The sequence below is a fragment of the Mesorhizobium sp. B2-1-3A genome (assembly GCF_006442655.1).
Taxonomy (GTDB): domain Bacteria; phylum Pseudomonadota; class Alphaproteobacteria; order Rhizobiales; family Rhizobiaceae; genus Mesorhizobium.
This window is the reverse complement of record NZ_VFWK01000001.1, coordinates 295,286-307,831: the sequence shown is the minus strand read 5'-3', so window position 1 is coordinate 307,831 and position 12,546 is coordinate 295,286. Positions and strand designations below refer to the sequence as shown.

Below are 12,546 nucleotides of genomic sequence, written 5' to 3'. Positions count from 1 at the left end.
TTTAACCGTCCATCTGGTCAAGCAGCGCAAGCATCACGTCGGCTGACGGCATCGGCAGCACCGCCTCGATTTCCGCCGGCCTCACGCCGGCTATGGCGTCGGCATCACCTGCTACGGTGCCCAGCGGCCCGCGGAACCCGTGCTTGGACCAGGCAAGCTCCTGCAGCTTCGGGCTGGTCAGCGCCTCCAGCAGGCGGTCGACCGCGGGATCGACGACGATCAGCGGATGCGCCGAGTAGACGGTTGGTCTGGGGTAGAGGATTTCCGGTTTGGCGCCGGTCCCGGCCTGCACCCTTTGCCAGCGCGCCGGATCGGCGAGCGCCCATTCGACCAGCTGGTTTTCGTAGCCGATCACCATCGGCTCGGCGCCAAGGCCGCCGGCGATGTACTGGTCGAACAGTTTTCCCGAAGACGACGACTTCAGGCCCATGCTGCGGAAGATCGCCTTGGCCTGGTCGCCGTGCTGGGCAAGCAGTTCCTGCGTCGCCACGTCACCGCTCATCAGACTCAGCACCAGTCCGGCGAACATGAAGCCGGAATTGGAGCGGTTGGGATCCGTGGAGACGATGCGCGCCCGACCATAAAGCTCGCCGATGCCGAGATCCGACCAGTTCTTGCCGGCAAGAATGGCGTCGAGCAGGGCCTTGAGATCGAGCTGGTTATAGCCGCCCTTGGCGGCGACCGTGACCAGCCCACTCTTCTTCAGCCCTTCGACCACCGGCCCCCAGGTGTAGACGACGATCGGCGAGTTCAGCACCACTTGGTCGTTGCGGATAGCCACGCCGCTCTTGCGGGCGAGATCGACCATGATCGAGGAGGATGGCCACAGGAATTGCGGTTTCTGCGACAAAAGTGCTGCTTCCCGCACCATCTCGACAGAACCCGCGACACGCGCGTCGAGCTCCAGCCCATAGCCGGCGAGCGCATGGACGACATCCGGATCGGCCAGGAACGCCTGCTTTTCGCCACCGATAAAGCCGAACAGATGCGCCTTGTTGCCGAGATAGCCACGGAATTCGGGGCGATCCTTGAGCGTCAGGTAACCGCCGGTGCCGGCGGCGGCGGCACCCAGCAGACCCAATCCGAAAGCGCGGCGCGAGATGGCCATCAGCGACCAATATCCTCTTTCAGCGACTCCTGAATGAGTCGCAGGTCCACGTCGAGCGTGCCGAGTTCGGAGTCGGCCAGGCTGTCGGCATAGTGCACGAACCCGTCCTGAAGCTTGGTGATCACCGCGCCGACATTCGCCAGCCGTGCCTGACTGGGCGCGCGTCGGTTTGCCAGCGTCGCATAGCCCTCCGCCACCTCTGCCGCCTGCGGCACGTAATAGGTGAGGAACCGCCGCACCGAAGGCGCGCTGTCGGGCTTGGCCTCGACCCTGGAAATCACATCGGCGGCGATGTCGGAGAGGTTCTTCACCTTCGCCTTCATCTCCTTGTCGGTGATCGTGCCTGCCGCCGCGGCAAGCCGATCCGCGGCCGGCTGCGCCTGTGCCAGAAGCTCGCGGGCGAACGCCACCCGGCTGCCGGAGAACGAATTCAGATCGAGGCCTTCGAACAGCTGGCGCGGTGCCAGCACGAACACCAGTCCGGCAAAGACAAGTGCTGCGATGATTGCCGACACCAGGAACGGAAAATGGGTAAGCAGGCTCAGCCCGATCAGCAACGCCGCCGAGACGAGGCCCGCCACGATCCAGTTCCAGTCGTTGCCGAACAAGCCACGCATCCTAGCCGCGCATCTCAATTATAGCCGCGAGCGGCGCGGAAGGCGCCCGCCAGATCGCCGCTGCCATCGAATACGCGTGCCGAAGTCGCCTTGGCAAGGCTGTCGAGCTGGCTCTTGTCGGCATCGCCGAAGGTGATGCCGAACACCGGCACGCGCACCGGCGCGTCGCGCCACTGCTGGAGGAAGAGATCGGCGCTGCCATCCGTCCTGCCATCCGTCATGATGATGATGGCAGGCAGATATTTCGACAGATCCGGCGTCGCGGTGATTTTTTGCAGCGCCTGCTGGGCGCAGGCATACATGTCTGTGCCGCCGCCGGCGTGCTGGTCGGCGACGGCAGAGAGCAACTGAGCTTGCCCTGCCGCATCGCCGGTCGCATCGAAACTGGCGCGCACGACGCTGTCGAACGGCAGCACGAAGATGTGGTCGGACGGCGTCCACTGCACCAGCACCTCGCTGGCCTTTTCCGGCGTGAACAGGAATTGCGCCGCAGCCTGCAGCTGCTTTTCGCCCTGGTCCTCCATCGAGCCGGAAAAGTCGAAGCACAGCGCCGTCAGCGACGGCTTGCGCAGCGCCTCCTGATAGAGGTCGAGCGCCTTGCGGATCACCACCGGCTCCGGCATGCGGATCGACGTTACCAATTTGCTCGGGTCGAAATTCCAGTCGGGCTCGGCCGCGGCCTGGATCGCCGAGCCGCCAAGCGGCAGCCGCCGGCCGGTATCGGCGATGCGTTTGCGCACCGCGTCCGACTGCAGGTAGGCGAGCAGGTCGGTGAAGAATTTTTCGACGTCGGCGCCGCGGCCGTGGTCGATGAAGCCGAGTGGGGAATCGCCGACCGCGACGCCGTCAGCCGGATAGACGGCATAGAGCGGCTCCTTGCCCATCTGCTTTAGTTTGTCGTTGGTCTCCTTCAGCGTCGCCTCGTAGTTCCACATCGCGTCGTAGACGGTGCCCTTGCCGGCACTGTCGACATAGAGATCGGCGAGCCAGCCCGACGAACCGGAAGAGCGCTCGACGCCTTGCAGCAGGGCGCTCACCGTGTCGCGCACGTTGGGATTGTCGAGATCGCCGGGCTCGATGACCTCCTTGCTGCCGAGCGCGCTGGACAGCATGGCGAGATAGGCGCTGGCGCCCGAATTGGACTGCGTTGCCGACGTCATCAGGAATTTGAGCTTGCCGTCCTTCACAGCGGCCAGGATGTCTTTCATGAAGACCGGCTTGCCGACCCAGCCCAGTTCCGCGGCCTTCGATTTGCGCACGCCCAGAATGACGGGCATCTGCGCGATCGAGGTCAGGTTGCGAACCTTGCGGCCGGAATCGAACAGATCCACCCATACACTGGAGGCCGGCCAGACGGCGTCCTGGTCGAGGCCGGCGGGCCGTTGCAGGCCAAGGCCGATGTCGAGCGAGCCTTCATAAGCGAAGGTGCAGGTGGCGCCTTGCTTGGCGCAGAATTCCTGCACGATCGGCTCCAGCACCGTGTTTTCGGACCCGGAGACGATCGAGAATTTGACGTTGTTCGAATTGCAGGCCGCCAACAGCACGGCGAAGGCCAGCAGCAGAACGGACGTCAGCGTCTTCGGCATGGCGGTTCCGATCAGCCTTGAGTCAGCGCTTTCTTCAGATCGAGCGTCATCTGGTCCATCTGCTTTTCGGCGTCGGCCCGTTTCTGGCGGCCCTCCTGCTGGACCTTCAGCACGCCTTGCACCGTGTCGATGAGGTCGCGGTTGGCCTGCGCCAGCGTCTCGACATCGACGATGCCGCGCTGCGCCTGCTCCTCGATCGAGATCGCCTGGTCCTTCATCATCTTGGAGGTCTGGCGGATCATCTCGTTGGTGGCGTCGGTCACCGTCTTTTGCAGTTCGAGCGCCGATTTCTGGTTGGTCAGGCCAAGCAGGATGACCATTTTCTGCTTCCAGGCCGGCACGGTCAGCGCCGAGGTCGCTTGCAGATTCTCGATCAGCGTCTCGTCGCCGGACTGGACGATGCGGATCTGCGGCAATTGCTGGATGCCGAGCTGGCGCGCCTGCACCAGGTAGAAGACGCGCTTTTCCAGACGATCCAGTGCCTGCACCGCGTCCTGATAGGTCTGTGCTTCCAGCGTGCCGCCGACATCGCCGCCGGTCGAGTCCGCCGCGGCCTTCAGTTTCGGCAATTCGTTGGTGCGATAATCGTCGACGAATTTCTTGCCGGCCTGCACAAAGGCATCGAGCTTGAGGATGGAGTCCTTGGTCTGCTCATGCAGGTCGTCGAGCACGGCGATGTCGCGCCGCAACGTATCCTTGTGACGGTCGAGTTCCAGGCCGATGCGGTCGATCTGCCCCGCCACGTCCTCGTATTTTTCTTTGAAGCGTTCCAGCCGGGCCTTGAACGAGGAAAACAGATTGCTCAAAAAACCCTGGTCCTTGAGCGAGGCTGGATCAAGGTTCTTGGCCTTCATGATGATATCGGTCAGGAGTTCTCCGGTGTCGCCAAGATCACGGTTGCGCAACTGGGACAGGATCTTGTCCGCATAGTCGCTGACGGCTTGCTGGGCGCGGTCGCCAAAGACCGAAATTGCAGCGCGGTCGCGCACGTCGATGCTGTTTTCAATCTTGGCAATTTCAGCGGGATTGGCCGCGATGACAGGCAATTGCGAAGTGTCGTCGAGCAGAGTGACGCTGTTCTTGTCGGCCATACAGACCTCCCATCAGTGAACAGTATCTCGATAGACCGGATGTAACAGACATATGTCGCCGCTGTGGATAATGGGAGCGACGGGCCGTTTCGATGGCGAATAGTTGTTTTTTCGCACTTATTCTGCTGCGAAACGGGCTGCCCGGCGCTTACACGCGGCTCCACCTACCCAATGGCAGCCGATCTCGCCAACCAATCCCTGATGATCGCTGCGTCCGGATCACCGATTTCATGGCCCGAGGGAATGATGCGGGCGTCGATCGCGGAGCCGTGCTGGCTGAGCAGCGTCACCAGTGCCGGCGCGAAGGGCCCGTAGGTCTCGTCGGCGGCGCCGGCGATGATCAGCGTCCGTATTCCCGCGAGGTCCGTCGCCGGTACGTGGTCGAGTACAGGCATTGGCCTCAGCAGCACCGCCCTGCGGACGATGCCCGGATGGAGCAGCATCAGGCTGGAAACCAGATTGGCTCCGTTCGAATAGCCGAGGAATGTCGCGTGACCGAGATCAAGCCCATGGCGCGTCGCGGCCTCGTTTGCGAATGCCGCGAAGGCGGCCGTTTCGGCCAGGATGTTTTTCTGTTCGAAGCGCGTCGGGGTTATACGCTCGAACCAGCGAAAACCGTCCTCCTGGGGGATACGGCCCCGCGCCGCGATCAGCATGGCGTCGGGAGCGATGCGTCTTGCCAGCGGCACCAGGGTGGTCTCGTCGACACCCGATCCATGCAGCAGGAAGAGGCATTCTCGGTTGTTTCCACCGGCGCCCAGGAGCCGATACGGAAAGGCCAGATCCGTGAGCAGCGGGCTGTTTTCGGTGCTGTCGCCGGTCATCCCGCATCCTCTTGATTATATGAGGCTTCGCTCAATTTGCCGGCTTCAAAACGCAATATTTTCATGCTCCGCGAAAGTTGATTGAACCAGGCTCATTCCAGCCCGTTTATGCGCCGATATACTCCGCGTGGGAGGAATCGAAGCGGTGCGCCGGGGGTCGCATTGCTGGACATGAACAACCAGCTTTGAGGCCTTTTGTCGATGACTGCCCCTGTCTTGCCGGATCGCAATTTGCGTATCCCCGAACGCGATACGCGCATTGATGTGCTGCGCGCATTGGCGCTGCTTACCATTTTCATCGACCATGTGCCGGGCACGGCCTTCGAGGTCATGACCTACAAGAATTTCGGTTTCTCGGACGCGGCAGAGGCGTTCGTGCTGATTTCCGGCATCTCGGTGGCGCTGGCCTACGGCACGAAGTTCCGCCCGGGTGGCCGGCTTCTGGCCACATTGAAGATGTGGCGGCGGGCAGGCATGCTCTATGTCGCCCATATCGTCACGACCATGGTTGTGATCGCCTTGTTCTGTACCGTGGCCGTGTTCACAAGGCGGCCGGAATTGCTGAAACTGATCAACATCGAGCCCTTGATGAAGAACACGCCGGAAGTGCTGGTCGGCATCGTCACGCTCGGCCATCAGCTTGGCTACAACAATATCCTTCCGGTCTATGCCGCGCTGCTTCTGATGGCACCGGCCTTCGTCTTGTTCATCAGCTACAGGCCTGTCGCGGCGCTTGTCGTGTCCGGCGCGCTGTGGCTGGTCGCCGGCATCTGGCAGATCGCCCCGCCAAATTACCCTGAGCCCGGCTTCTGGTTCCTGAACCCTCTCTCCTGGCAGTTCCTGTTCAACATCGGCCTCGCCGCCATGCTGCATGTCAGGCGCGGCGGTGTCATTCCGATCAACCGCTGGCTGGTTGGCGCGGCCGCGGCCTATGTGCTGACGGCGCTGATATGGGTGCACAGTCCGCTCTGGGGTCAGATAACGTGGTTCAAGCTGCCGGTGGTCATCGGCGGTTTTGACAAGACCTTCCTGTCGCTGCCAAGGCTGCTGCATATCCTGGCTGTCAGCTATCTGATCGTCGCCTTGCCGGCGCTGTCGAACCTGTTCCGTACCAGTCCTGACCATCCGCTGGCGATACTCGGCAAGCGCTCGCTGCCGGTCTTCATCGCCGGAACGGTGATCGCCATGGTCGCGCAGGTGATGAAACTGATCAATCCGGGCGGGCTTGCCTATGACAGCCTGCTGCTGTCGGCCGGCATCGCCATGCAGTTCGCGCTCGCCTTCTATCTCGAATGGCTGTCGACCATCAGCGCTTCGGGCAAGGTCGGTACGACGCAAAAGGATGTCACGCCGGCGCGTGCGTCTTTCGGCATCTCCGCCATGGCAAGAGCCAATCGCTGAGCGGCGCGCCGTTCAGCCGCGCGGCGGAGCCGACGAGGCCCGCACAACCAGTTTGACCGGCAGCAGCTGCCGGCTGACCTTGCCGTCGCTCTCCAGGATCGCCTTGACGGCAAGGCCGCCCATTTCGGCTATCGGCTGGGCGATCGTGGTCAAGGGCGGCTCGGACACGGCGGACTCCGGAACACCGTCGAACCCGATGACGGAAACATCGTCGGGGACGCTGAACTTGCGCGCGCTCAGCCATTCAAGCGTCACCAGGGCTATTTTGTCCGACATCGCCAGGATGGCCGTGGGTGGCTCCTTGGCCGCGAAGATGGTTTCGAGCGCCGCTCTCGTGCTGGTCGCGTCGTTGGCGGTTTCGTAGACGGGCACCGTGGATGTGTCGACGCCAACCCGCGAAAGCTCCTGGAGATAGCCGGTGAGCCGGTCACGCGTGCCGGCATAGGTCGCTGAGCGAACCTGCTCGGGTGAAACGAGACCCGTCCTGCCGTCGACGAAAGGCAGTGCCAGAACGGCAAAGCGGCGATGTCCGAGATCCGTGAGATGGCGCGCCGCCAGGCTGGCGCCGGCTATGTTGTCGACTCCGATCGCCGCGACCGCCCCATCCTCGGAGTCCAGGTCGAGCGCCACGAAGGGCAGTTTGCGCTCGCGCGCCAGTTCAACCAGCCGCGAACCGCCTTCGATGCAGAACACGATGAAGCCGTCGACCAGCGCACTCTGGATGTTCCAGGCCAGTTGTTCGTTGTTGGCTGCCGATACCAGGGAAATGCCGGCTCCTGTTGCATCGCAGGCCTGCGAGATGCTCGCCATCATGACCCGCGCAAAGGGATCGTCGAAGAAGTAGGAGAGGGGTTCGGCGGTGGCGACGCCGATGGCGTTGACCTTGCCTGCCCGCAACAGGCGGCCCTTGGGATCCGGCCCGCCATAACCCATCGCCTCGGCCGCCGCCTTGACCCGCTCGCGGACTTCCTCGCGCACAATCTCGGGGCGGCTGAAGACATTGGATGCGGTGCCGTGCGAAACACCGGCGGCCTTGGCGATATCGGCCAGCCGGACGGGTCTTCGATTGCCTGCGGTGAGTGACGCCATTGTGCGTGCCTCCTGACATGCATTTAGCATGTTCCGGATTTGCATCTAGCACTTTCGTTGGATCGATTCAAATTTTGCTTGACCGAGAACAGTCGGAGGCCTATTATTGAATCGATCCAAGTTGGTGGGTTTGGCCCGCCTGTATTTCAGGGGAGGTGCGCCATGCATCCCGTCAATTACCTGTTTGAAGACATCTATCGCAACGACTGGAGTATGGGGTCGGCTGCCAACAGTTTCAGGCGACGGGGCGGGGCAAGCCCGTGGATTCGCGACCTTCGCTTCCTGGTGGGGCGTACACGAAGCTGATCGGCGCGCTTTTTTGCCTATGCATTGGATCGATTCAACCCGAAGGGAGAAAAATCATGCATCCCATCAAGCATCTGTTTGAAGACATTTACCGCAACTACTGGGGCATCGCTCCGGCCGCCGAGCGACCGGAAGCGCGACGCCTGGCGAAGCGGGCCTCGCGCAATCGCAATCTGAGGATCCGCACCGGACGTCCCGGGGATTGATCGCGACCGATTCGGCCTTAGGAACGCCGACTTACCAGGGCAGAGATCGCTATCCCCAGCCAGCCGGCGATGAGCAAGGTGCCCCCGATCGGCGCCGACATCGGGAACAGTCTCGATCCCAGGAAATCGCGGGCAAGAAGATCGCCCGCGAAAAGCAGCAGCCCGGCAAGCAAGGCGACGCTGGCGATCCGCAGAAAGCGATTCGCGCCGGTGAGGCCGACTGCGAGGAAGACAGGCGCGTGCATCAAGAGGAACGACGCGGCCGTGCCGGTGAAGGCGCCGCCGAGATGCGCGGCGGCAGCTGACAGCGCCACGCCTGCCGCGCCGACGAGACCGCCGGCGAACACGAGGGTAGGGCTGGCGGTTGGTTCGGAGGAATTCATGTCGGCTGGTTTCCTGTTTTAACGACCTGAGCCCTCAGGACTCGCTCGCTTCCAACGCCATATGCCGTGTGCGCCGCGACTGGACAATCCAGTTGTAGACGGCACCGCCGGCCATCAGCACCGATGTGGCGAGAAACACCGAGCGCATGCCGAAGTGACCACCGACGAAGCCACCCGATAAGGGTCCCGCAACCTGCCCGACATACTGCGCCGAGATGGCCAGCCCAAGCACATTGCCGCCGACGCCGTCGGGGATATTGTGGCGGATGACGCTGGTGATGCAGGGCAGCAGGCCACCCAGCGCCAGTCCCATCAGAAAGCGCAGGCCTATCAGTTGCCAGCCATTGCTGACGAAGGCCTGCGGGATAAGCAGCAGGGCCGATACGGCCAGCGCTCCGACGACGACATTCCAGTGGCCGACACGATCCGCAAGCTTGCCGAGCCAGGATGCCGACAGGATGGTGCCCAGCGCCGTCGCCGACATCACCACGCCGGCGATCATCGTCACCCGCCTCTGGTCCTCCATGAGCTGCTGTACGTAGACGGTGATGATCGGCTCGATCGACATTGTCGCGAAGGCGAGCAGCATGCCGGTTGTCAGCATGGCCACGACGGGGCGCTTGTCCGGGATCTGCGACCAGCCGCTTTTCGGCTTTGCCGCCGACGCTGCCGGCTTCGGGCGCTGGGTCTCCTTGATGAGGAACGTCGTTGCCAGGAAGGCAAGGAAGATGACGCCGCCGGACAACAGGAACGTGGCGCGAATGCCGATGACTGGCGGCAGCGCTCCGCCGAGCAGGGGGCCGACAAGCGAACCCGCCGTGATTCCCGCCGACAGGACGCCGAGCGCCCAGCCGGAGCGGTCCTTGGGCGTCTGCATGGCCACCAATATGGTCGAACCCGAGGAATAGCCGCCGGCAAACCCGATCAGCAGGCGCAGCAGCACCAGTTGCCAGACCGTCTCGACCATGCCCGTCAGCGACATGCAGATCGCCATGCCGAAGGAGGCGCGCACCAGCATCACCTTGCGGCCGTAGCGGTCGCCCAGCCGTCCCCACAACGGGGCGACCAGGGCCGCGGCGAAGAAGGTGGCACCATAGGCGATGCCGGACCACTGCACGATCGCCGCATGGCCTTGCGCGCCAAGCTGTTCGACATAGAGCGGCAGGAAAGGCAACAGCAGCGTCATGGCGATGAGCGTGCTGAACGAGCCGGCGAAACAGACGGCGAGATTGCGGCGCCAGTGGATGTTGTAGCCGCCTTGTTGCGTATCTTCCTGTGCCATGTCCTGCCTGCTCGATATCAACGCTTGTTGCGGATACCATTTTGGGATACCAAACCGGTATACGTCATGAACTTCAACCCGGCTGCTGTCAATGCGGCTTCGAAGAGGCCAGCGCGATGTCACAGATGCACAATGTCGAACGACAGTTGCGGGAGATGATCCTGGGGCTCGAAATCGGTCCAGGCGAGAAATTGACCGAGCGTTGGATCGAAGGCCGCTTCGGCGCCTCGCGCACACCGGTCAGGGCGGCACTTCTGCGGCTGGAGACCGAGGGGCTGGTGGGCAGGGATGGCCGCGGCTGGACGGTGTCGCCGATCAACCTCGCCGAGCTCGAGCAGATCGCCGTCTATCGCGAAGCCGTCGAGGTCGCGGCCGTGAGGCTGACATGCATCCACGCCGAAAGCAGCGCCATCGATATCATCGAGGCGATGCTCGATTCATGCGACGAAAACACGCCGCGCGAGGAATGGCATCGTGTCGGCATGGATTTTCACATCGAGCTGGCGCGCCTGTCGGGCAACGAATTCCTGTTCCGGGCGGTGCGCGATGCCATGACGCGCCTCTCGCGGGCCCGCTGGCTGGAGGTGCGTGACGAGGCGGCTCTGGGTCGCGCCTGGGCCGAACACCGTGCCATTCTGGCGGCGGCCCGCCTTGGCGAGGCCGATGAAGCGGCCCGCCTGCTTTCGGCCCATATCGTCGGCAGCCGCGACCGGCTGGTGACGTCGCTCGCCAACGATCGACGCGGTCTTCGCGCCAGGGGATTTGCCGTCGTTGCCGCTTGAAGCAATTCCGAGAAAAGAGTGAAGCGGTTCCCGTCCGGAATTGCGTCAGCATAGAGAGACAGAGGCGGTTCGGCGTTTCCGTGAAGTCGCGAACCGTTCTGTACGGGCAGGGCGCTGCCGGGCAAAAGCGGCGTCCGCAGGCGAAGCAAACTTTCGGCCTCGCTTCACGGGCGCCGATGGCGTAAGAGCGGCGATGGAAAACAACCGATTTGAAACACCCGTGACCGTCAAGTCCGTCACGGCGGGAAGCACTCAGCTCTTGCGCACGGCCCGCGAGGCTTCCGATTACCTCCTCAACAGCTGGCCCGGCAAGCGTAGTCCCAAGCATCGCGCGGCGCTGCAGGCCTGCCACGATGCGCTGGCCGGCGACAAGCCGGCCATGAACGCCAGGCGCGCCTTTATCGCAGCGGCGCGGGAAGTGGACGTTTTTATCAGCGACAAGGCGCCCGCCTGACGCAGGGCGACGAACTGGATTGAGGCAAGGCCCGCATTTGCGGGCCTTTTGCCGTCATTCCGCTGTTTCGTTTTCGATCTCGGTCTCGGGCTTTGAACGTTCCCGCGCGGCAACCTTGGCCGCCAGCTTTTCGGCCTTCTTCGCCGCCTTCTGCCGGTCACGTTCCTTGCGTTCCTGATCGTAGTTGGGTGCTCGCGCCATATCGGTTCCTTTTGACCTGCCTTGCGGCTCTGACCCTGCCTAGGAGCATTAGCCGTCAAACACAACAGCTGAAGCGGTTCTGCACGGGCGCGGCGTCGCGGATCCGCAGGGGGCTTGCCAGACGGGCGCCATAATGATGTAGAAAACGCGGGGCGCCAGCGTATTGAGAGCTGCCCGTTTGTTTTGATCAAGTGGACCATGGCCACAATTGCGCGGACGTCGGCAAAGGTTTTCTACTATGCGCGAAACGTCGCGCGCGATGTCATTCCGCAAGCCTTGTTTCGCCGCAGACTGGCCGCTCGCCTCGAAAAGGCCAGGCTTTCCGATGAGGCGGCGCGCCGGCGGGTGAATTACTACAACAAGCTGCAGGATGGCTTCGCCCCCAGCGCCAATGCCATGCGCATCAGCAAGCTGCCCTTCACGCCGACCATGTACTATTACGACCTGAAGGAATTCGCCCGCTACTTCGACCCCGGATTGCTCATCGACCTCGAATTCGGCGACGTCAGGAGGCTGCCGAAGGTGCCGACGATCGTGAAGGACCGGCCGATCCGTGATGACGACCAGAACGCGGTCATCATGAAGCTCGACAAGTTTCGTCACTTCCAGATGCCGCCTGATGCCATCTCGTTCGCCGACAAGCTGCCTGCCGTGGTCTGGCGCGGCGATCTCAACAATCCGATCAGGACGAGATTTTTGAAGGCGGTGCGCGACCTGCCGTTCTGCGATGCCGGCTCGCACAAGCCGAACGCTCCGGCCGAATACGCCAAGCCGTTTCTCAGCATCAGCCAGCACCAGCGCTATCGCTACATCGTCTCGCTCGAGGGCAACGACGTGGCGACCAACCTCAAATGGATCTTGAGCTCGAAGTCGCTCTGCCTGATGCCGCCGCCGACATACGAGACATGGTTCGCCGAGCGGCAGCTCGAGGCCAATGTCCACTATGTGCCGCTCGAAGCTGATTTCTCGGACCTCGCCGAACATGTAGCCTATTTCGAACGGAACCCGGAGAAGGCGGAGCGTATTACCGCGGCAGCGAACGCCTATTGCCGGACCTTTGGGCACGAACAGACTGAACAGGCGATCTCCCTGCTGGTGCTCTACAAATATTTCGTGCTCAGCGGCCAGATCGAGCCGGATACCGAGGTCTGGCGCTGCATAACGGGCTAGTGCCCAGGGTCTCTCGTCGAAGTCGGTCGGCACGCGCTGGACGACC

Annotated in this window: 14 protein-coding genes; 5 read left to right on the top strand and 9 right to left on the bottom strand. The window is 62.8% G+C overall.

Annotated elements, in window-relative coordinates:
• Position 1 precedes the first annotated feature (1 nt).
• From FJ977_RS01645 to FJ977_RS01625, 5 genes are all read right to left on the bottom strand, one after another.
• Positions 2-1,108: a substrate-binding domain-containing protein gene (locus FJ977_RS01645; protein ID WP_140767961.1), complete on the bottom strand. Its 1,107-nt coding sequence runs from the start codon at positions 1,106-1,108 to the stop codon at positions 2-4.
• Positions 1,108-1,725: a 5-bromo-4-chloroindolyl phosphate hydrolysis family protein gene (locus FJ977_RS01640; RefSeq protein WP_140767959.1), complete on the bottom strand. Its 618-nt coding sequence runs from the start codon at positions 1,723-1,725 to the stop codon at positions 1,108-1,110. Before FJ977_RS01640 ends, FJ977_RS01645 begins: the two co-directional genes overlap by 1 nt.
• Before the next feature lie 14 nt (positions 1,726-1,739).
• Complete coding sequence (locus FJ977_RS01635; RefSeq protein ID WP_140767957.1) at positions 1,740-3,311, bottom strand: substrate-binding domain-containing protein; 1,572 nt, start codon at positions 3,309-3,311, stop codon at positions 1,740-1,742.
• An 11-nt stretch (positions 3,312-3,322) separates the two neighbouring features.
• Positions 3,323-4,402, bottom strand: a complete 1,080-nt coding sequence (locus FJ977_RS01630) for a toxic anion resistance protein (protein WP_140767955.1) — start codon at positions 4,400-4,402, stop codon at positions 3,323-3,325.
• 164 nt (positions 4,403-4,566) lie between these two features.
• Positions 4,567-5,226, bottom strand: coding sequence for an alpha/beta hydrolase (locus FJ977_RS01625; RefSeq protein ID WP_140767953.1), 660 nt, complete (start codon positions 5,224-5,226; stop codon positions 4,567-4,569).
• Between the two features lie 201 nt (positions 5,227-5,427).
• On the opposite strand from FJ977_RS01625, the gene FJ977_RS01620 reads away from it, so the two are divergent.
• Complete coding sequence (locus FJ977_RS01620) at positions 5,428-6,627, top strand: OpgC family protein (RefSeq protein WP_140767951.1); 1,200 nt, start codon at positions 5,428-5,430, stop codon at positions 6,625-6,627.
• A 12-nt stretch (positions 6,628-6,639) separates the two neighbouring features.
• Here FJ977_RS01620 and FJ977_RS01615 read toward each other — a convergent pair whose 3' ends face one another.
• Entirely contained in the window at positions 6,640-7,716 is a 1,077-nt protein-coding gene (locus tag FJ977_RS01615; protein WP_140767949.1) for a substrate-binding domain-containing protein, read from the bottom strand.
• A 362-nt stretch (positions 7,717-8,078) separates the two neighbouring features.
• On the opposite strand from FJ977_RS01615, the gene FJ977_RS35655 reads away from it, so the two are divergent.
• Positions 8,079-8,228, top strand: coding sequence for a hypothetical protein (locus tag FJ977_RS35655; RefSeq protein ID WP_181179485.1), 150 nt, complete (start codon positions 8,079-8,081; stop codon positions 8,226-8,228).
• A 17-nt stretch (positions 8,229-8,245) separates the two neighbouring features.
• Here the strand turns inward: FJ977_RS35655 and FJ977_RS01610 are convergent, their stop codons facing one another.
• Both FJ977_RS01610 and FJ977_RS01605 read right to left on the bottom strand, forming a co-directional pair.
• The gene (locus FJ977_RS01610) at positions 8,246-8,611 is read right to left on the bottom strand and encodes a DUF423 domain-containing protein (protein WP_140767947.1); all 366 of its coding nucleotides are present in this window, start codon (positions 8,609-8,611) and stop codon (positions 8,246-8,248) included.
• Positions 8,612-8,645: 34 nt separating this feature from the next.
• On the bottom strand, positions 8,646-9,893 hold the full coding sequence (locus tag FJ977_RS01605; protein ID WP_140767945.1) for a multidrug efflux MFS transporter: 1,248 nt from the start codon (positions 9,891-9,893) through the stop codon (positions 8,646-8,648).
• Between the two features lie 116 nt (positions 9,894-10,009).
• Between FJ977_RS01605 and FJ977_RS01600 the strand changes: the two genes are divergently transcribed.
• Both FJ977_RS01600 and FJ977_RS01595 read left to right on the top strand, forming a co-directional pair.
• Complete coding sequence (locus tag FJ977_RS01600; RefSeq protein WP_140767943.1) at positions 10,010-10,675, top strand: GntR family transcriptional regulator; 666 nt, start codon at positions 10,010-10,012, stop codon at positions 10,673-10,675.
• 193 nt (positions 10,676-10,868) lie between these two features.
• The gene (locus tag FJ977_RS01595) at positions 10,869-11,129 is read left to right on the top strand and encodes a DUF982 domain-containing protein (protein ID WP_056562552.1); all 261 of its coding nucleotides are present in this window, start codon (positions 10,869-10,871) and stop codon (positions 11,127-11,129) included.
• A 54-nt stretch (positions 11,130-11,183) separates the two neighbouring features.
• Here the strand turns inward: FJ977_RS01595 and FJ977_RS01590 are convergent, their stop codons facing one another.
• On the bottom strand, positions 11,184-11,330 hold the full coding sequence (locus tag FJ977_RS01590; RefSeq protein WP_081294707.1) for a hypothetical protein: 147 nt from the start codon (positions 11,328-11,330) through the stop codon (positions 11,184-11,186).
• Between the two features lie 198 nt (positions 11,331-11,528).
• Here FJ977_RS01590 and FJ977_RS01585 point away from each other — a divergent pair, with 198 nt between their 5' ends.
• Positions 11,529-12,500, top strand: coding sequence for a glycosyl transferase family 90 (locus FJ977_RS01585; protein WP_140767941.1), 972 nt, complete (start codon positions 11,529-11,531; stop codon positions 12,498-12,500).
• Positions 12,501-12,546 lie beyond the last annotated feature (46 nt).

What these genes read in the sequence shown, in the direction of transcription:
- FJ977_RS01645 (WP_140767961.1), bottom strand. Translation starts at nt 1,108, where the DNA reads ATGGCCATCTCGCGCCGCGCTTTCGGATTGGGTCTGCTGGGTGCCGCC.
- FJ977_RS01640 (WP_140767959.1), bottom strand. Translation starts at nt 1,725, where the DNA reads ATGCGTGGCTTGTTCGGCAACGACTGGAACTGGATCGTGGCGGGCCTC.
- FJ977_RS01635 (WP_140767957.1), bottom strand. Translation starts at nt 3,311, where the DNA reads ATGCCGAAGACGCTGACGTCCGTTCTGCTGCTGGCCTTCGCCGTGCTG.
- FJ977_RS01630 (WP_140767955.1), bottom strand. Translation starts at nt 4,402, where the DNA reads ATGGCCGACAAGAACAGCGTCACTCTGCTCGACGACACTTCGCAATTG.
- FJ977_RS01625 (WP_140767953.1), bottom strand. Translation starts at nt 5,226, where the DNA reads ATGACCGGCGACAGCACCGAAAACAGCCCGCTGCTCACGGATCTGGCC.
- FJ977_RS01620 (WP_140767951.1), top strand. Translation starts at nt 5,428, where the DNA reads ATGACTGCCCCTGTCTTGCCGGATCGCAATTTGCGTATCCCCGAACGC.
- FJ977_RS01615 (WP_140767949.1), bottom strand. Translation starts at nt 7,716, where the DNA reads ATGGCGTCACTCACCGCAGGCAATCGAAGACCCGTCCGGCTGGCCGAT.
- FJ977_RS35655 (WP_181179485.1), top strand. Translation starts at nt 8,079, where the DNA reads ATGCATCCCATCAAGCATCTGTTTGAAGACATTTACCGCAACTACTGG.
- FJ977_RS01610 (WP_140767947.1), bottom strand. Translation starts at nt 8,611, where the DNA reads ATGAATTCCTCCGAACCAACCGCCAGCCCTACCCTCGTGTTCGCCGGC.
- FJ977_RS01605 (WP_140767945.1), bottom strand. Translation starts at nt 9,893, where the DNA reads ATGGCACAGGAAGATACGCAACAAGGCGGCTACAACATCCACTGGCGC.
- FJ977_RS01600 (WP_140767943.1), top strand. Translation starts at nt 10,010, where the DNA reads ATGTCACAGATGCACAATGTCGAACGACAGTTGCGGGAGATGATCCTG.
- FJ977_RS01595 (WP_056562552.1), top strand. Translation starts at nt 10,869, where the DNA reads ATGGAAAACAACCGATTTGAAACACCCGTGACCGTCAAGTCCGTCACG.
- FJ977_RS01590 (WP_081294707.1), bottom strand. Translation starts at nt 11,330, where the DNA reads ATGGCGCGAGCACCCAACTACGATCAGGAACGCAAGGAACGTGACCGG.
- FJ977_RS01585 (WP_140767941.1), top strand. Translation starts at nt 11,529, where the DNA reads ATGGCCACAATTGCGCGGACGTCGGCAAAGGTTTTCTACTATGCGCGA.